Origin of the sequence: Pandoraea apista (assembly GCF_001465595.2) — a bacterium.
Classification (GTDB): domain Bacteria; phylum Pseudomonadota; class Gammaproteobacteria; order Burkholderiales; family Burkholderiaceae; genus Pandoraea; species Pandoraea apista.
Genome location: NZ_CP013481.2, coordinates 107,141 through 127,402 on the forward strand (window position 1 = coordinate 107,141; position 20,262 = coordinate 127,402).

Genomic DNA, 20,262 nt, shown 5'->3' on the forward strand with positions numbered 1-20,262 from the left:
AGCCAACTGACGCCGTAGCAAAGTGAGAAACCATGACTGATTCGCGCAATACCTCGCAGCTCTCGCGCCGTGGTGCCGCCAGCAATGCCGGCGCAGACGGTGGCGGCAGCTCGCGCAGCGCGGATTTCGCGCGCGCCAGCGGTGCGGCCCTCTCCGGGGAGCGCGATTTCGCGTTCTCGCTGGCCGATTTCAGCCGCATCCGCAACCTGATCTATCAACGTGCCGGCATTGCGCTGGCCGAACACAAGCGCGAGATGGTGTACAGCCGTATTGCGCGGCGTTTGCGCGCGCTCGGCATGACCAGCTTTACGGAATACCTCGATATGCTCGAGGCCGATACGGGCGACAGCGAGTGGGAAGCGTTCACCAACGCGCTGACGACCAATCTCACGTCGTTCTTCCGCGAATCGCATCACTTCCCGCTGCTCGCCGACTTCGTGCGCCAGCGTGCCAAGCCGATCTCGGTCTGGTGCTGTGCGGCGTCGACCGGCGAGGAGCCGTATTCGATTGCGATGACGCTCGTTGACACGCTCGGCTCGCGCCCCAACGCGAGCGTGCTGGCCACCGACGTCGACACGCAGGTGCTCGCACGCGCCTCGGCGGGTGTCTACAACGGGGAGCAGACCGGCAAGCTCACGCAAGAGCAATTGCGCCGCCACTTCCTGCGGGGCACCGGTGCGAACGCGGGCAAGATCAAGGTGCGCCCGGAGTTGCAGCAACTCGTGACGTTCGAGCCGCTGAACCTGCTGGCGCCGTCGTGGCAAATCGGCGGGCCGTTCGACGTCATTTTCTGCCGTAACGTCATGATCTATTTCGACAAGGCGACGCAGGCGCGCATTCTCGAGCGCTTCGTGCCCTTGCTCAAACCTGACGGACTGCTCTTCGCCGGGCACTCCGAGAACTTCACCTATGTGAGCCGGGCGTTCCGACTGCGAGGGCAGACGGTGTACGAACTGGCCGGAACGAGTGCACGGGGAGCCTGATATGTCCCAGCCATTGGCCGAAGCCCTCGCGACCAACCACTACTTCGACAACGCGTTCAATACGCAGGCGGTGAAGCTGCTGCCCTCGGAGTATTACGTCACGACCGAGGACATCATGCTCGTGACCGTGCTGGGTTCGTGCGTGGCGGCGTGTGTGCGCGACAGTGTCACCGGTATTGGCGGCATGAATCATTTCATGCTGCCGGACGATGGCGAAAGCGAGCGCGACCGTATACTCTCGGCGTCCATGCGCTATGGCGCATACGCCATGGAAATGCTCATCAACGAGTTGATCAAGCTCGGTGCGAAGCGCGAACGTCTCGAAGCGAAAGTCTTCGGCGGCGGCGCGGTGCTGGCGGGCATGACCACATTGAACATCGGCGATCGCAACGCGAATTTCGTGCTGCGCTATCTCGAGATGGAGCAGATTCGCGTGACCGCGCAGGATCTGCTCGGACCGCATCCGCGCAAGGTGTGCTTTTTGCCGCGCACCGGGCGGGTGATGGTCAAGAAGCTGGGCGACCGGGGCGATCCGGCTATCGTTCAGCGCGAACAGGCGTACGCGCAGCGTTTGCGCGCACGCGAAGTACGGGGCTCCGTAGAACTCTTTGCGCCACCGGCCAGAAATGCCAAGCCTCGGCCGGGGCCTGACAACCGACAAATGGAGGAGGCTTGAGCGAACCAATCAAAGTCCTGTGCGTGGACGATTCCGCACTCGTGCGAAGCCTGATGACCGAGATCATCAATGCACAACCGGACATGACCGTCGTGGCGACCGCACCCGATCCGCTCGTGGCGCGCGACCTGATCAAGCAGTACAACCCGGACGTGCTTACGCTCGACGTCGAAATGCCGCGCATGGACGGACTGGACTTCCTCGAGAAGCTCATGCGCTTGCGTCCGATGCCGGTGTTGATGGTGTCGTCGCTGACCGAGCGTGGCTCGGAGGTCACAATGCGCGCGCTTGAACTCGGCGCAGTGGACTTCGTGACCAAGCCGCGTCTGGGCATTCGCGACGGCATGCTCGAATACGGCGAGATGATCGCCGACAAGATTCGCGCGGCCGCCCGCGCCCGTGTGCGCAGCGCCCCGCCCAAGAGCGCGGTGCCCGTGCCGGTCGAAGCGGCGCCAATGTTGCGCAACCCGCTCGTGTCGACGGAGAAGCTGATTATCATTGGCGCGTCGACCGGGGGGACCGAAGCGATTCGCGAGGTGCTCGTGCCGATGCCGCCGGATGCGCCGGCGATTCTGATCACGCAGCATATGCCGGCGGGCTTCACCAAGTCGTTTGCGCAGCGCCTGAACGGGCTGTGCCGCATTACGGTGAAGGAAGCCGAGCATGGCGAGCGGGTGTTGCCGGGACACGCGTACATCGCACCGGGCGGCGACACGCATTTGCAGCTCTCGCGTAGTGGTGCAAACTATGTGGCCTTGCTCGACCCGGCGCCGCCGGTGAATCGACATCGGCCGTCGGTCGATGTATTGTTTCGCTCCGCAGCGGTGCATGCCGGACGTAATGCCATCGGGGTGATTCTCACGGGCATGGGCCGGGACGGTGCGGCCGGTCTCGTGGAGATGCGCCGGGCCGGCGCGTACACCTTCGCGCAGGACGAAGCGAGCTGTATCGTGTTCGGCATGCCGCGCGAGGCCATTGCGATGGGTGGCGCGGAAGAGGTGGTGCCGCTGCACGAGATGGCCCGCAAGGTGCTGCATCAGGTCTCGAAATTTGGCGAACGCACCCAACGGGTATAGTAAAGCGCTTTTTGGCGTTTTTTCGCCGTATGGTTCGTAACGATTTGCGGACACACTCAGGGCACTGAGTGATGGCGGAATTTGCCCATGAATATCGCCGGCCCCCCGAGGGGCGCCGGCCGAATTGGAGTAATGATGGTAGACAAGAACATGAAATTCCTGGTCGTCGACGATTTTCCGACGATGCGCCGGATTGTGCGAAACCTGCTCAAGGAGCTGGGCTTCTCCAATGTCGACGAAGCGGAAGACGGTGCGGCGGCGCTGGCCAAGTTGCGCGGCGGTAGCTTCGAATTCGTGGTGTCGGACTGGAACATGCCGAACATGGACGGGCTGACGATGCTCCAGCAGATCCGCGCCGACCCGAACCTCTCGAAGCTGCCGGTGCTGATGGTGACGGCCGAAGCGAAGAAGGAGAACATCATCGCCGCCGCCCAGGCCGGTGCGAGCGGTTACGTGGTCAAGCCGTTCACAGCGGCGACCCTGGATGAAAAGCTGGGCAAGATCTTCGAGAAAATGGAAAAAACGGGGGCCTGAGCGTGACCCACGAGGCGAGCACTGAATGGCCGGGTGAGCCCAATGGCGCTTACGTGACCGGCGAGGCGGACCCGGCCGAGCGCATGCTGATGCGCATCGGCCAGTTGACACGCATGCTGCGCGACAATCTGCGTGAGCTGGGTCTGGACAAGCAACTCGAGCAAGCTGCCGAGGCGATTCCCGATGCGCGCGACCGGCTGAACTACGTCGCGACCATGACCGAGCAGGCGGCGGTGCGGGCGCTCACGGCCATCGAACTGGCCAAGCCCCTTCAGGATCGCCTCGAAGCGGACGCCAACGCACTCGACGCGCGCTGGGCCAAGTGGTTCGACGAGCCGCTCGAACTCGAAGATGCGCGCAAGCTCGTGGTCGAGACACGCACCTATCTGCGCCGCGTGCCCGAAGACACGCGCGCGACCAACAACCATCTGATGGAAATCATGATGGCGCAAGACTTCCAGGATCTGACCGGCCAGGTCATCAAGAAGATCATGGATGTCGTGCAGGAAATCGAGAAGCATCTGCTCCAGACGCTGCTCGACAATATGCCTCCGGAGAAGCGCAAGGAGGCCGAAGACTCGCTGCTCAACGGGCCGCAGATCAAGAAGGAAGGCCGTACCGACATCGTGGCCGATCAGGGGCAGGTCGACGATCTGCTCGCCAGTCTCGGCTTCTGAGCAAGCCCCCTCGCCAGCCGGTTGACCGGCTCGGCGGGCGTGGCGAACGCGGCTTTCCGGCGCTTGCACCGTCGCCGTTGGGCCGCTGTCACGAAATACCGCCCAATCCCGCCTCTATTCCCCCCTTTGTGACTTGACGGTTACGGCCATAATCGGTCGCGATAGGGTGGGTTCGTCCGCCCGCTGTGGATAGGGCATGGCAGAGGAAAGCGATCTCGAAAAGTCGGAACCTGCGTCCCCCCGGCGCCTTGAAAAGGCGCGCGAGGAGGGACAGGTTGCGCGTTCGCGCGAGCTTTCCACGTTCGCCTTGCTGGCGGCCGGGGTCGCCGGCCTGTGGATGACCGCCGACCGGATCTCGCAGGGCTTCGCGCAGCTCATGCGCCACGGCATGGCGTTTGAGCCGGGCACCGCCCTCGACACCCATCGCATGCTGTCCTACGCCGCCCACTCGGGCGCCGACGCCCTCGTCGCCATTGCCCCGCTGCTTGGCGTGCTGGTGCTCGCAGCGATCGCCGCCCCGATGGCGCTTGGCGGCTGGCTCTTCACGACCCAATCGCTGGCCCCCAACTTCGGTCGCCTGAATCCGCTCAAGGGGCTGGGCCGCATGTTTTCCACGCAGGGCCTGATCGAATTGATCAAGGCGGTGGCGAAGACCCTGCTGGTCGGCGCCGTGGCCTACTGGGCGATCGCGCGCGACAAAGACGCCGTGATGGGGCTGATGACTCAGTCTCCGCGCGCCGCGCTGCCGCATGTGGGCGAGATGATCGTGGTGTGCTGCGCGTTCATCGTGTCTTCGCTGTTGCTCGTGGCGGCCATCGATATTCCTTACCAGCTCTGGCAGCACTACAAGAAGCTGCGCATGACCAAAGAGGAAGTGCGTCAGGAAAACAAGGAGTCGGAAGGCGATCCGCACCTCAAGGCGCACATTCGCCAGTTGCAGCGCCAGACCGCGCGCCGCCGCATGATGCAGGACGTGCCCAAGGCCGACGTGATCGTGACCAACCCGACGCACTTTGCCGTCGCGCTCGAATACAAGGACGCCATGCGCGCGCCGCGTGTGCTGGCCAAGGGTACCGACCTGGTGGCGCAGCGCATCCGTGAAATGGGTGCCGAGCACAACATCCCGATTCTCGAAGCCCCGCCGCTCGCGCGCGCGCTGCACGCGCACGTGGAGATCGGTCAGGAAATTCCGGCCACGCTGTACACGGCCGTAGCCGAAGTGCTGGCGTGGGTCTTCCAGCTTCGCCGCTGGCGTGCCGAAGGGGGCGTGGAACCGAACGTTCCGTCGGACCTGCCGGTGCCGGCCGAACTCGACGCGCCGCGGCGCGCCGGGTCGAAACGAGTGTAACGAATGAACCTCAACCCTCGCGCGAACCAGTTGCTGCGCTCGTCGCAATTGCTCCTCGGCGGCAGTCTGAAGTCGCTCGCCGCGCCGGTGCTGATCATCATGATTCTGGGCATGATGATCCTCCCGTTGCCGCCGTTCATCCTGGATCTGCTGTTTACCTTCAACATCGCCCTCGCGGTGATGGTGCTGCTCGTGAGCATGTACACGCAAAAGCCGCTCGACTTCGCGGCGTTCCCGAGCGTGCTGCTGTTCTCCACGCTGTTGCGACTGTCGCTGAACGTGGCGTCCACCCGCGTGGTGCTGCTCGAAGGGCACACCGGCCCGGACGCCGCCGGTAAGGTGATCGAGGCGTTCGGCCACTTCCTCGTGGGCGGCAATTACGCCGTCGGTATCGTGGTGTTCATCATCCTCGTGGTCATCAACTTCATGGTGATTACGAAGGGTGCCGGCCGTATTGCGGAAGTGGGTGCGCGCTTCACTCTCGACGCCATGCCCGGTAAGCAGATGGCCATCGACGCCGACCTGAACGCCGGCCTGATCGGCGAAGAGGAAGCGCGCAAGCGCCGCTCGGTGATCGCACAGGAAGCCGACTTCTACGGTTCGATGGACGGTGCGTCGAAGTTCGTGCGCGGCGACGCGGTGGCCGGTCTGCTCATCATGGTCATCAACATCGTTGGCGGCCTGATCGTCGGCGTGGTCCAGCACGGGCTCGACATCGGCCTGGCCGCCAAGAACTACACGCTGCTGACGATCGGCGATGGTCTCGTTGCGCAGATCCCGGCACTGGTGATCTCGACGGCCGCCGGTGTCGTGGTCTCGCGCGTGGCGACCGACGAAGACGTCGGCCAGCAGGTCGTCTCGCAACTGTTCAGCAATCCGCGGGTGCTGGGCATCACGGCGGCGATTCTCGGCCTGATGGGTCTGATCCCGGGCATGCCGCACTTCGCCTTCCTGCTGCTGGCGATCGGTCTCGGGGCACTCGCCCGCTGGCAGTTCCGCAAGGCCGAGGCCGCCAAGCAACAGGCGACGCGCCCCACGCCGGTGGCCGCGACTGCGCCGGCCGAAGTGGCCGAAGCCTCGTGGGACGATGTGGCGCTCGTCGACCCGCTGGGGTTGGAAGTCGGCTATCGCCTGATTCCGCTCGTCGACCGCAATCAGGACGGCGAGTTGCTCAAGCGCATCAAGGGCATCCGCAAGAAGTTCGCCCAGGAAATCGGCTTCCTCGCGCCGGTGGTGCACATCCGCGACAATCTGGAACTGCGTCCGAATCAGTACCGCATTACGCTCAAGGGCGTGATCATCGGCGAGGGCGAAGCATATCCGGGCCAGTTGCTCGCGATCGATCCGGGGCAGGTCACGGCGCCGTTGCAAGGCACGCCGACGCGCGACCCGGCTTTCGGCCTGCCGGCCATCTGGATCGATGTCGGGCAACGCGATCAGGCGCAGGCGTACGGTTACACGGTGGTCGATGCCGGCACCGTCGTCGCCACGCATCTGAATCACCTGATCAATGCCCACTCGCACGAACTGCTGGGGCGTCAGGAAGTGCAGCAGCTCATCGAACGCATTGGCAAAGACGCGCCCAAGCTCATCGAAGATCTGGTGCCGAAGACCATTGCGCTCACCACGTTGCAAAAGGTGTTGCAGAACCTGCTCGAGGAGCGGGTGCCGATTCGCGACATGCGTACGATCATCGACACCATTGCCGAACACGGCGCGCGCGTGCAGGACCCGCACGATCTCACGGCGCTGGTGCGCCTGTCGCTGGGCCGCGCGATTACGCAGAGTGTGTTCCCGGGCAGCGGCGATCTCGAAGTGGTGGGGCTCGACGCCAATCTCGAACGAATTCTCACGCAGGCGCTGTCCGCGGGTGGAGGCACCGGTCTCGAACCGGGCCTCGCGGACACGTTGTTGCGCGAAACACAGGCAGCCGTGGCGCGTCAGGAGCGCCAGGGCCTGCCGCCGGTATTGCTGGTTCAACATCCGCTGCGCTCGCTGCTCTCGCGCTTCCTGCGCCGCAGCCTGCCGCAGCTCAAGGTTTTGTCGTATGCGGAAGTGCCTGACACACGGAACGTGAAAATGACGGCACTCATCGGAGGTCAAGCGTGAAGATTCGGAAATTCTTTGCGGGCACGTGCCGCGATGCACTGCGCCAGATTCGCGAGGAAATCGGACCCGATGCGGTCGTGTTGTCCAACCGCTCGGTGGCCAATGGCGTGGAAATCGTCGCGTTGGCGGAAGAGGATCTCGACGCGCTGGCGGGTGGCGATATGCCGACGCACCGGCCGCGTCCGCGCCCGGCGGCGCCTGCGCCGGCTGCCACGACGCACGCGCTCGGCACACATGACGCGGCGGCGGCAAGCGCGTTCGCCCAGACCATGATGGGTGAACTTCAGAGCATGCGCGGTTTGCTCGAAGAACAGGTCGCGGGGCTGGTCTGGAACGACAAACAGCGCCGTTCGCCGGCGCAGGGCGAGATTCTGCGCACACTGCTCGCTGCCGGATTTTCGGCGCAACTGGGCCGCGCGCTGCTGGAACATCTGCCGGAAGGGAGCGACCGTGAGAGTGGGCTCGAATGGGTGAAGAACGCGCTCAAGCGTAACTTGCCCATCATGCCGAACGAAGACGAACTGATGGACCGCGGCGGCGTGTATGCGCTGATGGGCCCGACCGGCGTGGGCAAGACCACGACGACGGCCAAGCTTGCGGCGCGCTGTGTGATGCGCCATGGCGCCGAGAAACTCGCGCTGCTCACGACCGATAGCTATCGTATTGGCGGACACGAACAGCTTCGCATCTACGGCAAGATTCTCGGGGTGACGGTGCATGCGGTGAAAGACGCCACGGATCTGCGTCTTGCGCTGACCGAGTTGCGCAACAAGCACATGGTGCTGATCGACACGGTCGGCATGAGCCAGCGCGATCGTACGGTGCCCGAACAGGTGGCCATGCTGTGCGGTGCGCAAACGCCGGTGCAGCGTCTGCTGTTGCTTAATGCAACGAGTCACGGCGACACGCTCAACGAAGTGGTGCATGCCTATCGCAGCGCCAGCGAGGAGGGCGGCGGCGATCTCGCCGGGTGTATCCTGACGAAACTCGACGAGACGACCAATCTCGGCTCGGTGCTCGATACGGTGATACGTCACCGTTTGCCGGTGCATTACGTTTCCACGGGGCAGCGCGTGCCGGAGAATCTGCACGTTGCGGATCGGGAGTTCCTGATCGAAACGGCGCTCTCTGCGCCGGTGACGGGCTCGCCGTTCGTGCCGGCCGAGGAAGATTTGCTGGCGGTAGTGCGCGGGGTCGATCCCAACTACAGCGGGCTGTTCGCGCCTGCTCAACCTTCAGGCGAGGCCTGCTTTGGTTAAACTCGTAGTCGATCAGGCTGAGGGGCTGCGCCGGTTGGTGGCGCGCCATGCCACGCGTATCGTCGCGGTGGTGGGGAGTGCGCCTGAAGCGGGTCAGACGAGTGTTGCGCTGAATCTGGCCAGCGCCCTGGCCCATCACGGTCAGGATGTCGTGCTGGCCGACGAGAGCGGCCATGCCGCGCCGGCGCTGGGCTTGCCGCTGCGCGGCGACATTCACGACGTGCTCGCCGGGCGCGTGTCGCCCGAGGCGATCCGTGTTCACACGCGCGACAACGTGATCCTGGTGCCGGTGGCGCACCGTCATCCCGAACGTATCGATGCGTCGCGCGCGTTGCCGCTGCTCACGACGGGCGAGCCCGATATCGTGGTCATCGACTGCACGCATGCCGGCGCGGTGCTCAGCCCGTTGGCCGCGCACGCGCACGACGTCATGGTGGTGCTCGGCCGCGAGCCGGCATCGATTACGGGGGCGTATTCGTGGATCAAGCAGGCGCATTTCGAGTATGCGCTGGCGCAATTCCGGGTACTGGTGAACCGGGCAGAAGATGTGGAGGCACGTGTGGTGTGCCGCAATCTGGCAACGACGGCGAGCCGCTATCTGGCGGTGTCGCTGGAACTGGCCGGTCATGTGCCGACGGATCGGCAGGTCATGCGTGCGCGGCAACTGACGCGCACCGTGGTCGATGCGTTCCCGATGGCACCGGCGGCGGTCGCATATCGTCAGTTGGCGGCACAAGTGATGCATTGGCCGTTGGCGATGCGAGAGACGGGTCCGGCGGCGCTCGGCGCCGATCGTGGCAGCGAGCTGGCGCATGGTGTGGGTGCGCTCAGCGCCCACACGGTCTGAGCGTCACGGCACGCGTCGAGAGGAAGCGGAGGGAAACATGTATACCGCGCGCGGGAAGGTCGACACGAACGACACGCTGACCCAATACGCGCCATTGGTGCGCCGTCTGGCGCTGCAATTGATGGCGAAGCTGCCGGCGAGCGTGGAATTGGAAGACCTGATTCAGGCGGGCATGCTGGGGTTGCTCGATGCGTCGAACCGGTATCAGGAGACGCAGGGTGCACAGTTCGAAACGTACGCGAGCCAGCGCATTCGCGGGGCAATGCTCGACGAGTTGCGCGAGCTGGATTGGGCGTCGCGCGGCATTCGCAAGACGGCGCGTCAGATCGAACAGGCGGTGCAGCGGCTGGAGCAACGGCTGGGCCGGGGGCCGTCGGAGAGCGAGATTGCCGGCGAGATGTCGATCGGTCTGTCCGAGTATCAGCAGATGTTGCAGGACGTGCATGGCTGCCAGTTGATTTATTACGAAGATTTCGAAGCCGCGGACGAAGAGCCTTTCATCGACCGGATCTGTTCAGACCCGGGCGCCGATCCGTTGACGATGCTGCTCGACGAGGGGCTGCGCAGCGGCGTGGTCGATGCCATCGAGCACTTGCCCGAGCGCGAGAAGCTGCTGATGAGTTTGTACTATGAGCAGGGGCTGAACCTTCGCGAGATTGGTGCAGTGCTCGAAGTCAGCGAGTCTCGCGTTTGCCAGTTGCACAGCCAGGCAATCTCCCGCCTGCGCGCGACACTGCGTGAAAAGGCGTGGACGTCGGCGAACTGAGTGGCATCAGGTCACGGTTGCTCGACCGTTTGCGCATCTCGCCTCGGCGCCACTCAGGAATTTTTTAGGGATGAGCCTGAACCGGCTCGCGAGCACGAAGCTCTCGACGAACTAACCCTGTCAGGCCGTTACGCTGCCGCCGCTTGAGCGCGGCGTGGTGCGCCCGTCCGGGCCATACAACGGCGCGTTCTTCTCCGGGCCGTACAGCACGTTCAGGGCTTGCTGGGTGTAAGTCAGACGCGTGTGGATGAGCACGCCATTCGTATCGTTGGCGCGCTTGGCGTCCAACGCAGCGGCGAGCAGCGCCTGCCATGCGGATTCGATGCGGGCGTCGGCTGCGGCGGCGGCCGCGGCGCCAGCCTCGTCGGGCGAGTAGCCCAGGGCTTCCAGCTGTGCGTCGCGCTCGCGACCGAGTGTTGCGAGTTCCGCCACTGCGCGAGTCTTGCGTTCGGTCAGCTCTGGCAGCGCGTCGAGCGTGCCGCTGACCAATGCCTGCTGTTCTTCGCCAAGCAACGCCGAAAACGCGCCAATGGCGGTCGTCTCGGCAGACAGGGCGTTCAGCAGGGCATCAGTAGTCATGACTTCGATTGCGTCGAAAGCAGATCGCGCGCGGTCGCAATGAGACCGTCCGCAATCTTGGAAGGATCAATGGTGAGCTGGCCCTTGGCAATCGCGTCTTTGATCGCGGCTACCTTGGAAACGTCGATATCTGCCGAGCCCGTCTGAGCCAGCGCTGCCTGCAAGGCGCGCATTTCCGACGACAGCGCGCTCGTGCTCACGCTCGCGCCGCTGCCGGCGCTCGCCACAGGGGCGGCAGAGCCGTCGGCATTCACAGCGCCGGTGGCCGTCCGATCAGCCGTCGCCTTGTTCGCGCCGACGCCAGTCAACGGATTGGCGGGTGGTTCGATTTTCATGTGCTTTCCCCAGAAACCTGCCTGTGTAACGGCATTATCCGCCATAACTTTAGGCAAGTAACATACAGTTACCAGTCCAAGTGCCCGGGTATTTTCAGTGAATACTTAAGCGTAGTAAGCGCTTACTCAAAGTGCAACTTCGACCTCGATGTTGCCGCCTTTGCCTGTCTTGACCGTGCCGCTGACGACCTGTCCGGCGCGGGTTCGTACCTGAACCGGGTCGCCGGCGCTGGCGCGCGACAGCACCTGACCTTCGGTGCTGACTTCGAATCCCGAGCCGCGCGAGACCACGCGAACCGTCTGTCCCTGCTGGACCGCAATCGCACTGCGCAGCAGATCGGAGCGGATCGGCAGACCCGACGTAATGCGGTTCACCGCCACGGTGCCCACGATCTGACCGGCATCGGTGGCCACGGTGCGCGGCAGCAGCGTGAGATCGCCCTGGCGCGGCGAGAGATCGTTCGGGCCGATAGTCTCGCCCGGATTGATCTGGCGTGCGGCCACGAAGTACGTCGCATTGATGCTCACACGGGCTTGCAAATACAGCGTCCACGGGCGTTCGCCCGAGCAGCGCACACCCACTGTCGTCGATCCCCACAGGCGCGCGCCGGGCGGCAGGAACGGTTCGAGCACGGGGCAGGCGGGCATGCGATCCGAGACGGCGTCGCCGACCGTAATCGCGACGCGTCCCGGCAGCCCGGTCGTCTGTTCGCGCAGGAACCGTTCGGCGGTTTGACGAATGGCGTCGGTGTTCTGGAACTGAGAATTCTGAGGCGCAGCGGCCTGGGGTGCCTGCGCGTTCACGCTCGCAACGCCGGCGTTGCCGACGTTCGCACCATTCGGATTGGCGTTCGCGCTCGTGACAGGGCGAACCACGCTCGGTACGTTCGACGCGACACCGCCAGACACGGCATTGTTGCCGGGGATGACGATTGCGCCCGGGCCGAGCGTGCTGCCGAGGTTCTGTGCCGCGGGGTCGGTGGCGATGCCGGCGGCGGTGGGGGCGGCAGCTTGCGCGAAGCCCGGAACTGCCAAGCCGGCCAGACTCAGGCAGACCGTCAGCACACGCAGGCCGGAACCCACGGACGCGCACAGACCCTGCCGCTGCGCGTGGCGCGCGCGGGGGGCACTGGCAAGACCGCTGCCGAATTTGCCTGCCATCCTGACTCTCCTTGCTGCCGTCACCCGATGGTTGGGGTGCGCAACGCTCAACCTGCCCTGATACTCGTCGATTCGTGAAGCCGACGGCACCAGGCAGTGTCCCTGTGCCTGGGGGGCGAACCCCGCCCGGTGCCGTCAGGAAGCCATTCTAGAGATGTCCCCGTGCGGGGCATGGCCCGAAATGGCGGTCAATCTCCTTCCTATTCCTCCGATTGAATCCCGGGGGGTACGCATACGATGCGAAGCATGCCAAAAGGTCCGTACTTTTTCCGGACCCGGCAGGACACCCCGTCTGCGCATCGCGCGGCGTCCGCCAGATTCGTCTGCGCAGACCCGGCGCCGCTGGCGCACCACGGGCAGATTTCTTGTGCAGTACCCAGCATCAAGGCAAGCATCGGGCGAGACGAGATCATGGACAAACTGGACGCGGCATTGCGATTTTCCCAGCAGGCGCTGGCCATGCGCGCCTACCGTCAGGAGGTGATCTCGTCGAACATCGCCAACGCGGATACGCCGGGATACAAGGCTCGCGATGTCGACTTCAACAATGCATTGAGCCAGGCGGTCGAGCGCGGCGCACAGCAGCAGCTCGCCACCGAGTCGAGCGTGTCGCTCTCGCGCACGTCGTCGCGCCACATCGCCGCGCGCGGTGTGAGCACCGCGCCGCCGCTGGGTGGACCCGAGCTGCTGTATCGCGTGCCGTATCAGCAAAGCGTCGACGGCAACACCGTCGAACTCGATGCCGAGCGCGTGAACTTCGCCGATAACGCCGTGCATTACCAAACGGGCCTCACGGTCCTGTCCAGCCAGATCAAGACGATGCTGGCAGCCATCACGAGTCAAGGGTAAGCGCCATGCCACTCATGAGCATCTTCGACGTTGCCGGCTCGGCCATGACGGCCCAGTCGCAGCGCATGAACGTTACGGCCAGCAACCTGGCCAACGCCGAGTCGGTGACCGGCCCGGACGGTCAGCCTTATCGCGCCAAACAGGTGGTGTTTCAGGTCAACCCGGTGGCGGGCACCGATGTGGGTGGCGTGAAGGTGGCGGGCGTGGTCGACGATCCGTCGCCGCTCAAGACCGTGTACGACCCGAAGAATCCGGCAGCCAATGCCCAGGGCTACGTGACCATGCCCAACGTGAATCCGGTGGAGGAGATGGTCAACATGATCTCCGCTTCCCGTTCTTATCAGGCCAACGTCGAGGCGCTCAATACCGCCAAGACGCTGATGCTCAAAACCCTCACGGTCGGCCAGTAAGGGGCCGCGCGGAGACCAGAACAATGGCAAGTATCAATACGTCGAACGCTGCCAATTTCTCGCAGTCGTTCCTGGATTCGATCAACGGCACGGCGAGCAACAGCTCCAGTTCGAAGTCCTCGGCCGGTTCCGCAGACGATCTGCAGAACAGCTTCCTCAAGTTGCTCGTCGCGCAGATGAACAACCAGGACCCGCTCAACCCGATGGACAACTCGCAGGTGACCTCGCAGCTCGCGCAGATCAGCACGGTCTCGGGCATCACCCAGTTGAACACCACGCTCTCGTCGGTGACCTCGCAGCTCAACTCGACGCAGAGCCTGCAAGCCGCTGCGCTGGTCGGCAAGGGCGTGCTGATCCCGGGCACCAACATCGGTGTGGGCAGCACCACGGCCACCGACGGCACGGTCACCAAGACCGCCACGCCGTTCGGCTTCGAACTGCCGAGCGACGCCGACACCGTCACGATCCAGATCAAGGACAGCACCGGCAAGGTGGTGCGCACGGTCAACGCCGGCGCGCTCGATGCCGGTGTGCAGGCCCTTACGTGGGATGCGAAGGACGACGCCGGCACCGCAGTGGCGGACGGCAAGTACACGCTGACGGTGACTGCCACGGCCAACGGCAAGGCCGTGACGCCGACGCTGCTCTCCTATGCACAGGTGCAGAGCGTGGTGGCCAGCACAACGGGTTCGCCGCTGCTTAACGTCGGCACGGGCTCGAACATCAAGCTCTCCGACGTGCGCGAAATCCTGTAACCGATCTGACGTAAGCCCTCAACCGTTTTCATCGCGACAGACATCGTCGACAACCGAATTTCAGGAGTATCACCATGGCATTTTCGACCGGATTGAGCGGCCTGAACGCCGCCTCCAAGGACCTGGACGTCATCGGCAACAACGTGGCCAACGCGGCCACCGTCGGTTTCAAGCAGGGTCAGGCGCAGTTCGCCGACATCTACGCCAACTCGCTGTTCGGTGCCGGCAACAACACGGTCGGTATCGGTACGCGTGTGTCGACCGTCGCACAGCAGTTCACGCAAGGCGACATCACGGTCACGAACCGTCAGCTCGACCTCGCAATCTCGGGTAACGGCTTCTTCCGCGTGTCGAACAACGGCACGATCGCCTACACGCGTAACGGCCAGTTCTCGCTCGACAAGAACGGCTACATCGTCGACGCCAACGGGGATCACCTGACCGGCTACCTCGCCGGCCCGAACGGCATCATCAACAGCGTCTCGCCGGTCGATCTGCAGATTCCGACGGGCGACCTGGCGCCGACCGCGACCACGAAGATCACCGGCCAGTTCAATCTGGACTCGCGCAGCGCAGTCAACGCCACGCCGTTCTCGATCACCGATCCGAACTCCTACACTAACGCCACGTCGCTCAAGGTCTACGACTCGTTGGGGAATTCGCACGACGTCAATCTGTACTTCAAGAAGACGAGCATCGATCCGGTGACCAATAACGCCACGTGGACGGTGTACGCCTCGGTCGACGGCACGACGCAAGTCGGCGCCGGCCCGATCGGCACCATGACGTTCAACTCGGCCGGTAGTCTGGTTGCACAGACGGATTCGACCGGCGCGGCCGTGACCGGTCCGATCACGTTGCCGACGATCACCTACGGCAACGGCGCGTCGAACGCCAACCTGACACTGAACCTGTCGGGCACCACGCAGTACGGCAACACATACACGCCGAACACGCTCACGCAAGACGGTTACACGTCGGGTCGCCTGACGGGCTTCACGTTCAACGCCGACGGCACGATCGTGGGCACGTACTCGAACACGAAGTCGATCACGCTGGGTCAGGTCGCCCTCGCCAACTTCAACAACGTGCAGGGTCTGATTCCGCTGGGCAACAACCTCTGGGCGGAGTCGGCCGATTCGGGCATTCCGATCGTGGGCGTGCCGGGCGGCACCAACCTCGGCAAGCTGCAAGCCGGCGCCGTGGAAGCGTCGAACGTCGACCTGACGGCGGAACTGGTCCACATGATCACTGCGCAGCGTAACTATCAGGCCAACGCGCAGACGATCAAGACGGAAGACCAGTTGATGCAGACGATGGTGAACCTGTAAGGCGGACGGCGCGTATGCGTAACTTGGACGGAGGGTGTCGATGGATCGTCTGATCTATATCGCCATGACGGGCGCGAAGCAGGCGATGGAGCAGCAATCGACCACCGCCAACAATCTGGCGAACGTGTCGACGCCGGGCTTTCGCGCCCAGCTCGCAGCGTTTCGCCAGACCCCTGTGCGCGGCGCAGACGGCACGACGGGCACGCGTACGTTCGTGACCACGTCGACACCGGGCACCGACTTCACGCCGGGCGCCATGCAGCAGACCGGCCGCGCACTCGACGTCGCCATTCAGGGGCAGGGCTGGCTGGCCGTGCGCGATGCGCAAGGCCGCGAAGCCTACACCCGGGGCGGCAACCTCGAGATGACGGCCGACGGCCAGATCACGCTGCACGGATTGCCGGTGATGACCGACGCCGGGCCGGCCGCGGTGCCGCCGGGCGCGGCCGTGACCATCGGTTCCGACGGCACCCTCTCGGCACTGGGGCAGGGCGATCCGCCCAACTCCATCGCGGTCATGGGGCAGTTGAAGCTGGTGAATCCGCCGGAAGGCAATCTGGTGCGCGGCGACGACGGTCTGTTCCGCACGGCGAACAACGCACCGGCGCAGGTCGATCCGAATGTCGTGGTGGTCGGGGGCTCGATCGAGACCAGCAACGTCAATCCGGTCAGTGGTCTGGTGAACATGATTTCGCAGTCACGGGCTTTCGAGATGCAGATGAAGATGCTCTCGAGCGCCGATACCAACGAACAAACCGCCAACCAGTTGCTGAACTTCAGCTAACGCGAGGGCAGTGTGCCCAGGTCGCCCGCGACCTCGCACTGCCACCGCACACGGGGAGAATGACCCAATGATCCGTTCGCTCTACATCGCTGCTACCGGCATGAACGCCCAGCAGACGAACATGGACGTGATTTCGAACAACCTTGCCAACACCAGCACGAACGGCTTCAAGAAAGGCCGCGCGGTGTTCGAGGACCTGCTGTATCAGACGATCCGCCAGCCCGGCGCGCAGTCGTCGCAGCAGACGCTGCTGCCCTCGGGTCTGCAACTGGGCACCGGTGTGCGCCCGGCTGCGACCGAGCGCATCTTCACGCAGGGCAACCTGACCTCGACGAGCAATGCCAAGGACGTGGCCATCAACGGCGACGGTTTCTTCCAGGTGCTCATGCCGGACGGCACGACCTCTTATACGCGCGACGGCTCGTTTCAGGTCGACAACAACGGTCAGCTGGTGACGGCGTCGGGTTTCCCGATTCAGCCGGCAATCACGATTCCGGCGAACGCGCTGTCGCTGACCATTGCCCGCGACGGTACGGTCTCGGTTACGCAACCGGGCAGCACGGCCAACGTGCAGATCGGTACCTTCCAGCTCGCCACGTTCATCAACAACGCCGGCCTGCAAAGCCTGGGCGATAACCTGTACGCCGAGACGGCCGCCTCGGGCGCGCCGAACGTGGCGCAACCGGGTACCAACGGTGCGGGCGTGCTCAATCAGAACTACGTCGAAACGTCGAACGTGAACGTGGTGGAAGAACTGGTGAACATGATTTCCGCGCAGCGCGCCTATGAAATCAACTCGAAGGCGGTCACGGCATCCGACCAGATGCTGCAACGTCTGACCCAGATGTAAGCGGCGGTTCGCCGCTGAAAGTGCTTAGGAATGAACGTCGATATGTCCGCTCAAACGACTTCCCCGACTGCAACGCAACGCAGCGCCGGACACGCGCGGTATCTTGCGCTCGTGGCCGCCGCGGCGCTGAGCGGTCTGGCGGGCTGCGCCTACGTGCCGCAGGAACCGGTCGTAAACGGACCCACGACCACGCGCCCGCCGCCCCCGCCGATGGCGGCCGATCCGGAAGGCTCGATCTACCGTCCGCTGTACTCGAATCGCCCGCTGTTCGAAGACCGCCGCCCGCGTAACGTTGGCGACATTCTCACGATCGTCATCAACGAAAACACGGCGGCGAGCAAGAACTCGGCGGCCAACACGACCCGCGCGGGCAGTGGCACGCTGACGCTGAATCAGACGCCGGGCGTGATCGGTGGCGTGCTCAACAATCAGGGACTGGATGCGAGCGGCGCAAACAAGTTCGACGCCAAGGGCGCAGCCAACGCCAACAACGTGTTCTCCGGTCAGATCACCGTGACCGTGATGGAAGTGCTGTCCAACGGCAATCTGGCCGTGGCCGGCGAGAAACAGATCGCCATCAATCAGGGCACGGAGTACATCAAGTTTTCGGGCATTGTCGCCCCGCAGACCATTTCGGGCGCGAACACCGTGCCTTCGACGCAGGTGGCCGATGCGCGCATCGAATACCGTGGCAAGGGCTACATCAATGAAGCCGAAACCATGGGCTGGCTGCAACGCTTCTTCCTCAACGTTTCGCCCTTCTGATGTCGAACATGCCGTTCCTGCCGCGCCGCGCGCCCCAACACCGTCACCTTCGCCGGGCTGTCCGTCGCTTCGTTGCCACGCTTGCCGTGGCGGGCGCGGGCGCTGGCGTGCTGCTGGCGCCGGGGGCAGCCCACGCCGAGCGGCTCAAGGAGCTGGCGTCGATTCAGGGCGTGCGCGATAACCAGTTGATCGGCTACGGCCTCGTGGCCGGTCTCGACAACTCGGGCGACCAGACCACGCAAACGCCGTTCACCGTGCAGAGCATGACCAACATGCTCTCGCAGTTGGGCATTACCGTTGCGCCCGGCACCAACATGCAGTTGAAGAATGTGGCCGCCGTGATGGTGACGGCCACGCTGCCGGCATTCACGCGCCCCGGCCAGGCCATCGACGTGGTGGTGTCCTCGATGGGTAACGCCAAGAGTTTGCGCGGCGGCACGCTGCTCATGACCCCGCTCAAGGGGCCGGACGGTCAGGTCTACGCGCTCGCTCAGGGCAACCTGTTGATCGGCGGCGCCGGCGCGTCGGCGAACGGGTCGAGCGTGACCATCAACCAGTTGGCGTCGGGCCGGATTCCGAATGGCGCCATCGTCGAGCGCGCCGTACCGACGGCCATGGGCGGCCAGCCGGGCACCGTGCAGATGGAACTGAACGCCACGGACTTTTCGACCGCGCAGCGCGTGGTCGACGCCGTGAACCGGCGCTTCGGTTACAGCACCGCACAGGCGCTCGACGGCCGCGTGATTTTGCTGCGCACGCCGACAGACCCGGCCGCGCGCGTGCAGTTTCTGGCACAGCTCGAAAGTCTGGAAGTGAAGCCGGACAATACGGCCGCCCGCGTCATCATCAATGCGCGGACCGGTTCGGTCGTGATGAACCAGAACGTGACGATCCAGCAATGCGCGGTGGCCCACGGCAACCTGTCGGTGGTCATCGACACGCAGAACAACGTAAGTCAGCCGGCGCCGTTCTCGGGCGGGCAGACGGTGGTGGCCCCGAATTCGCAGATCTCCGTCCAACAGGAGAACAACGCGCTCAAGATGGTGAAAGCGGGCGCCAACCTCGCCGATGTCGTTAAGGCGCTGAACTCGCTGGGTGCGAGTCCGGCGGACCTGATGTCGATTCTGCAGGCCATGAAGGCCTCGGGCGCCCTGCGCGCCGATCTGGAGATCATCTGATATGGCCGACGGCAACCGACTTACTGGCGCAGCGGGCAAGAACCTGCCCGATCTGACGCAGCGCGCCACGTACGACATGCAGGGCCTCACCGCCTTGCGCGCCGCCGCGCACCAGCAAACGCCGCAAGCCACGCAACAGGCTGCCAAGCAGTTCGAGGCCGTCTTCACGCAGATGATGATGAAGAGCATGCGCGAGGCCACCATGTCCGGCGGCCTGCTCGGCAGCGATCAGGAGAAGATGTTCAACGGCATGCTCGACGATCAGCTTGCCCAGCAACTCGCGTCGCACAAGGGCATCGGTCTGGCGGATCTGATGCTCAAGCAGCTCGCCAACACCGGCACCACGTTGCCGCCTGCCGCTGTGGGGCGTCAGCAGTCGCTTCAGGGGCGTGCCTTCAATACGGCCGATGCCATCGGTGTAGCCGACGGGGCGCCGGCTGCTGCGGGCGAGTTCGTGGACCGCATGGCCACGGCCGCGCAGAACGCCAGCGCACAGAGCGGCATTCCGGCGCGGTTCATGCTGAGTCAGGCGGCGCTCGAATCCGGCTGGGGCAAGCGCGAAATCCGTCGTAGCGACGGTAGCACGAGTTTCAACGTGTTCGGCATCAAGGCGGGCAAGAACTGGACCGGCCCGACCGTCGAGGTCGCCACGACCGAGTACGTGAACGGCCAGCCGCGCAAGGTGATGGCCAAGTTCCGCGCCTATCGCTCGTATGACGAAGCGTTCAACGACTACGCGAATCTGATCTCGAACAACCCGCGTTACGCGTCGGTCGTGGCGAGCGCCAATGACGCGGCGAGCTTTGCCACCAACCTCCAGCGCGCGGGCTACGCGACCGATCCGCAATACGCCAGCAAGCTCATGAAGATCATGAAGCACTTCGCCTGAGCGCGAGGCGCACAGGGCGGCGGGCCGTTGCCCTGCCGGCGCGCAGTACGGAAAACGGGACGAAATCACCTGGCGCGGCGGCCTCAATATTGCCGCCGGAC

Annotated in this window: 22 protein-coding genes; 19 read left to right on the forward strand and 3 right to left on the reverse strand. The window is 64.4% G+C overall.

The features are described 5' to 3' along the window. The first annotated feature begins 32 nt into the window (after positions 1-32). The 10 genes from AT395_RS00440 (at position 33) to AT395_RS00485 (ending at position 10,275) form a co-directional block, all read left to right on the forward strand. Positions 33-983 carry a CheR family methyltransferase gene (locus AT395_RS00440; RefSeq protein WP_094068041.1) on the forward strand — a complete coding sequence of 317 codons (951 nt, stop codon included), beginning with the start codon at positions 33-35 and terminating at the stop codon, positions 981-983. Position 984: 1 nt separating this feature from the next. Then, the gene (cheD, locus tag AT395_RS00445) at positions 985-1,659 is read left to right on the forward strand and encodes a chemoreceptor glutamine deamidase CheD (RefSeq protein ID WP_042113606.1); all 675 of its coding nucleotides are present in this window, start codon (positions 985-987) and stop codon (positions 1,657-1,659) included. Between the two features lie 53 nt (positions 1,660-1,712). Beyond that, entirely contained in the window at positions 1,713-2,735 is a 1,023-nt protein-coding gene (locus AT395_RS00450; protein ID WP_042117571.1) for a protein-glutamate methylesterase/protein-glutamine glutaminase, read from the forward strand. A 135-nt stretch (positions 2,736-2,870) separates the two neighbouring features. Beyond that, the gene (gene cheY, locus AT395_RS00455) at positions 2,871-3,269 is read left to right on the forward strand and encodes a chemotaxis response regulator CheY (RefSeq protein ID WP_042113604.1); all 399 of its coding nucleotides are present in this window, start codon (positions 2,871-2,873) and stop codon (positions 3,267-3,269) included. Between the two features lie 83 nt (positions 3,270-3,352). Then, positions 3,353-3,946, forward strand: a complete 594-nt coding sequence (cheZ, locus tag AT395_RS00460) for a protein phosphatase CheZ (RefSeq protein ID WP_042117570.1) — start codon at positions 3,353-3,355, stop codon at positions 3,944-3,946. 196 nt (positions 3,947-4,142) lie between these two features. Then, the gene (flhB, locus tag AT395_RS00465) at positions 4,143-5,294 is read left to right on the forward strand and encodes a flagellar biosynthesis protein FlhB (protein WP_048628374.1); all 1,152 of its coding nucleotides are present in this window, start codon (positions 4,143-4,145) and stop codon (positions 5,292-5,294) included. A 3-nt stretch (positions 5,295-5,297) separates the two neighbouring features. After that, positions 5,298-7,403 (forward strand): flagellar biosynthesis protein FlhA, encoded by a 2,106-nt coding sequence (gene flhA / locus AT395_RS00470; protein ID WP_042113601.1) that lies wholly within the window; start codon positions 5,298-5,300, stop codon positions 7,401-7,403. Further along, positions 7,400-8,662, forward strand: a complete 1,263-nt coding sequence (gene flhF, locus AT395_RS00475) for a flagellar biosynthesis protein FlhF (RefSeq protein ID WP_048628373.1) — start codon at positions 7,400-7,402, stop codon at positions 8,660-8,662. The genes flhA and flhF overlap by 4 nt, the downstream gene beginning before the upstream one ends. After that, positions 8,655-9,509 carry a MinD/ParA family ATP-binding protein gene (locus tag AT395_RS00480; protein WP_048628372.1) on the forward strand — a complete coding sequence of 285 codons (855 nt, stop codon included), beginning with the start codon at positions 8,655-8,657 and terminating at the stop codon, positions 9,507-9,509. The genes flhF and AT395_RS00480 overlap by 8 nt, the downstream gene beginning before the upstream one ends. A gap of 37 nt (positions 9,510-9,546) precedes the next feature. Continuing rightward, positions 9,547-10,275, forward strand: a complete 729-nt coding sequence (locus AT395_RS00485) for an RNA polymerase sigma factor FliA (protein ID WP_042113599.1) — start codon at positions 9,547-9,549, stop codon at positions 10,273-10,275. A gap of 120 nt (positions 10,276-10,395) precedes the next feature. Here AT395_RS00485 and AT395_RS00490 read toward each other — a convergent pair whose 3' ends face one another. The 3 genes from AT395_RS00490 to flgA all read right to left on the reverse strand — a co-directional run bounded on the left by AT395_RS00490 (position 10,396) and on the right by flgA (position 12,350). Continuing rightward, complete coding sequence (locus tag AT395_RS00490; RefSeq protein WP_042113598.1) at positions 10,396-10,854, reverse strand: flagella synthesis protein FlgN; 459 nt, start codon at positions 10,852-10,854, stop codon at positions 10,396-10,398. Beyond that, positions 10,851-11,189, reverse strand: coding sequence for a flagellar biosynthesis anti-sigma factor FlgM (gene flgM, locus AT395_RS00495; protein WP_053086337.1), 339 nt, complete (start codon positions 11,187-11,189; stop codon positions 10,851-10,853). Before flgM ends, AT395_RS00490 begins: the two co-directional genes overlap by 4 nt. Positions 11,190-11,315: 126 nt before the next feature. Then, a complete protein-coding gene (gene flgA, locus AT395_RS00500; protein WP_072632731.1) occupies positions 11,316-12,350 on the reverse strand; it encodes a flagellar basal body P-ring formation chaperone FlgA in 1,035 nt (344 codons plus the stop codon). Between the two features lie 408 nt (positions 12,351-12,758). Here flgA and flgB point away from each other — a divergent pair, with 408 nt between their 5' ends. From flgB to flgJ, 9 genes are all read left to right on the forward strand, one after another. After that, entirely contained in the window at positions 12,759-13,199 is a 441-nt protein-coding gene (flgB, locus tag AT395_RS00505) for a flagellar basal body rod protein FlgB (protein ID WP_042117565.1), read from the forward strand. A 5-nt stretch (positions 13,200-13,204) separates the two neighbouring features. After that, the gene (flgC, locus tag AT395_RS00510; protein ID WP_042113595.1) at positions 13,205-13,609 is read left to right on the forward strand and encodes a flagellar basal body rod protein FlgC; all 405 of its coding nucleotides are present in this window, start codon (positions 13,205-13,207) and stop codon (positions 13,607-13,609) included. A gap of 23 nt (positions 13,610-13,632) precedes the next feature. Next, entirely contained in the window at positions 13,633-14,364 is a 732-nt protein-coding gene (gene flgD, locus AT395_RS00515) for a flagellar hook assembly protein FlgD (protein ID WP_048628371.1), read from the forward strand. Between the two features lie 74 nt (positions 14,365-14,438). Continuing rightward, positions 14,439-15,695 (forward strand): flagellar hook protein FlgE, encoded by a 1,257-nt coding sequence (flgE, locus tag AT395_RS00520; RefSeq protein ID WP_048628370.1) that lies wholly within the window; start codon positions 14,439-14,441, stop codon positions 15,693-15,695. Positions 15,696-15,735: 40 nt separating this feature from the next. Then, a complete protein-coding gene (locus AT395_RS00525) occupies positions 15,736-16,479 on the forward strand; it encodes a flagellar basal body rod protein FlgF (RefSeq protein WP_042113592.1) in 744 nt (247 codons plus the stop codon). A 67-nt stretch (positions 16,480-16,546) separates the two neighbouring features. After that, the gene (flgG, locus tag AT395_RS00530; RefSeq protein WP_042113591.1) at positions 16,547-17,329 is read left to right on the forward strand and encodes a flagellar basal-body rod protein FlgG; all 783 of its coding nucleotides are present in this window, start codon (positions 16,547-16,549) and stop codon (positions 17,327-17,329) included. A 42-nt stretch (positions 17,330-17,371) separates the two neighbouring features. Then, entirely contained in the window at positions 17,372-18,094 is a 723-nt protein-coding gene (locus AT395_RS00535) for a flagellar basal body L-ring protein FlgH (protein ID WP_042117563.1), read from the forward strand. Positions 18,095-18,102: 8 nt separating this feature from the next. After that, positions 18,103-19,272, forward strand: coding sequence for a flagellar basal body P-ring protein FlgI (locus AT395_RS00540; RefSeq protein ID WP_042117561.1), 1,170 nt, complete (start codon positions 18,103-18,105; stop codon positions 19,270-19,272). 1 nt (position 19,273) lies between these two features. Next, complete coding sequence (flgJ, locus tag AT395_RS00545; RefSeq protein WP_042113589.1) at positions 19,274-20,161, forward strand: flagellar assembly peptidoglycan hydrolase FlgJ; 888 nt, start codon at positions 19,274-19,276, stop codon at positions 20,159-20,161. Positions 20,162-20,262: the final 101 nt, after the last annotated feature.

Excerpts from the sequence above, each read along its gene's own strand:
- flhB (WP_048628374.1), top strand. The coding sequence starts at position 4,143 with ATGGCAGAGGAAAGCGATCTCGAAAAGTCGGAACCTGCGTCCCCCCGG.
- flgG (WP_042113591.1), top strand. The coding sequence starts at position 16,547 with ATGATCCGTTCGCTCTACATCGCTGCTACCGGCATGAACGCCCAGCAG.
- AT395_RS00525 (WP_042113592.1), top strand. The coding sequence starts at position 15,736 with ATGGATCGTCTGATCTATATCGCCATGACGGGCGCGAAGCAGGCGATG.
- flgM (WP_053086337.1), bottom strand. The coding sequence starts at position 11,189 with ATGAAAATCGAACCACCCGCCAATCCGTTGACTGGCGTCGGCGCGAAC.
- AT395_RS00490 (WP_042113598.1), bottom strand. The coding sequence starts at position 10,854 with ATGACTACTGATGCCCTGCTGAACGCCCTGTCTGCCGAGACGACCGCC.
- flgD (WP_048628371.1), top strand. The coding sequence starts at position 13,633 with ATGGCAAGTATCAATACGTCGAACGCTGCCAATTTCTCGCAGTCGTTC.
- cheZ (WP_042117570.1), top strand. The coding sequence starts at position 3,353 with ATGCTGATGCGCATCGGCCAGTTGACACGCATGCTGCGCGACAATCTG.
- flgC (WP_042113595.1), top strand. The coding sequence starts at position 13,205 with ATGCCACTCATGAGCATCTTCGACGTTGCCGGCTCGGCCATGACGGCC.
- flhA (WP_042113601.1), top strand. The coding sequence starts at position 5,298 with ATGAACCTCAACCCTCGCGCGAACCAGTTGCTGCGCTCGTCGCAATTG.
- AT395_RS00450 (WP_042117571.1), top strand. The coding sequence starts at position 1,713 with ATGACCGAGATCATCAATGCACAACCGGACATGACCGTCGTGGCGACC.
- flgE (WP_048628370.1), top strand. The coding sequence starts at position 14,439 with ATGGCATTTTCGACCGGATTGAGCGGCCTGAACGCCGCCTCCAAGGAC.
- cheY (WP_042113604.1), top strand. The coding sequence starts at position 2,871 with ATGGTAGACAAGAACATGAAATTCCTGGTCGTCGACGATTTTCCGACG.
- AT395_RS00535 (WP_042117563.1), top strand. The coding sequence starts at position 17,372 with ATGTCCGCTCAAACGACTTCCCCGACTGCAACGCAACGCAGCGCCGGA.
- AT395_RS00540 (WP_042117561.1), top strand. The coding sequence starts at position 18,103 with ATGCCGTTCCTGCCGCGCCGCGCGCCCCAACACCGTCACCTTCGCCGG.
- flgA (WP_072632731.1), bottom strand. The coding sequence starts at position 12,350 with ATGGCAGGCAAATTCGGCAGCGGTCTTGCCAGTGCCCCCCGCGCGCGC.
- flgJ (WP_042113589.1), top strand. The coding sequence starts at position 19,274 with ATGGCCGACGGCAACCGACTTACTGGCGCAGCGGGCAAGAACCTGCCC.
- cheD (WP_042113606.1), top strand. The coding sequence starts at position 985 with ATGTCCCAGCCATTGGCCGAAGCCCTCGCGACCAACCACTACTTCGAC.
- AT395_RS00485 (WP_042113599.1), top strand. The coding sequence starts at position 9,547 with ATGTATACCGCGCGCGGGAAGGTCGACACGAACGACACGCTGACCCAA.
- AT395_RS00440 (WP_094068041.1), top strand. The coding sequence starts at position 33 with ATGACTGATTCGCGCAATACCTCGCAGCTCTCGCGCCGTGGTGCCGCC.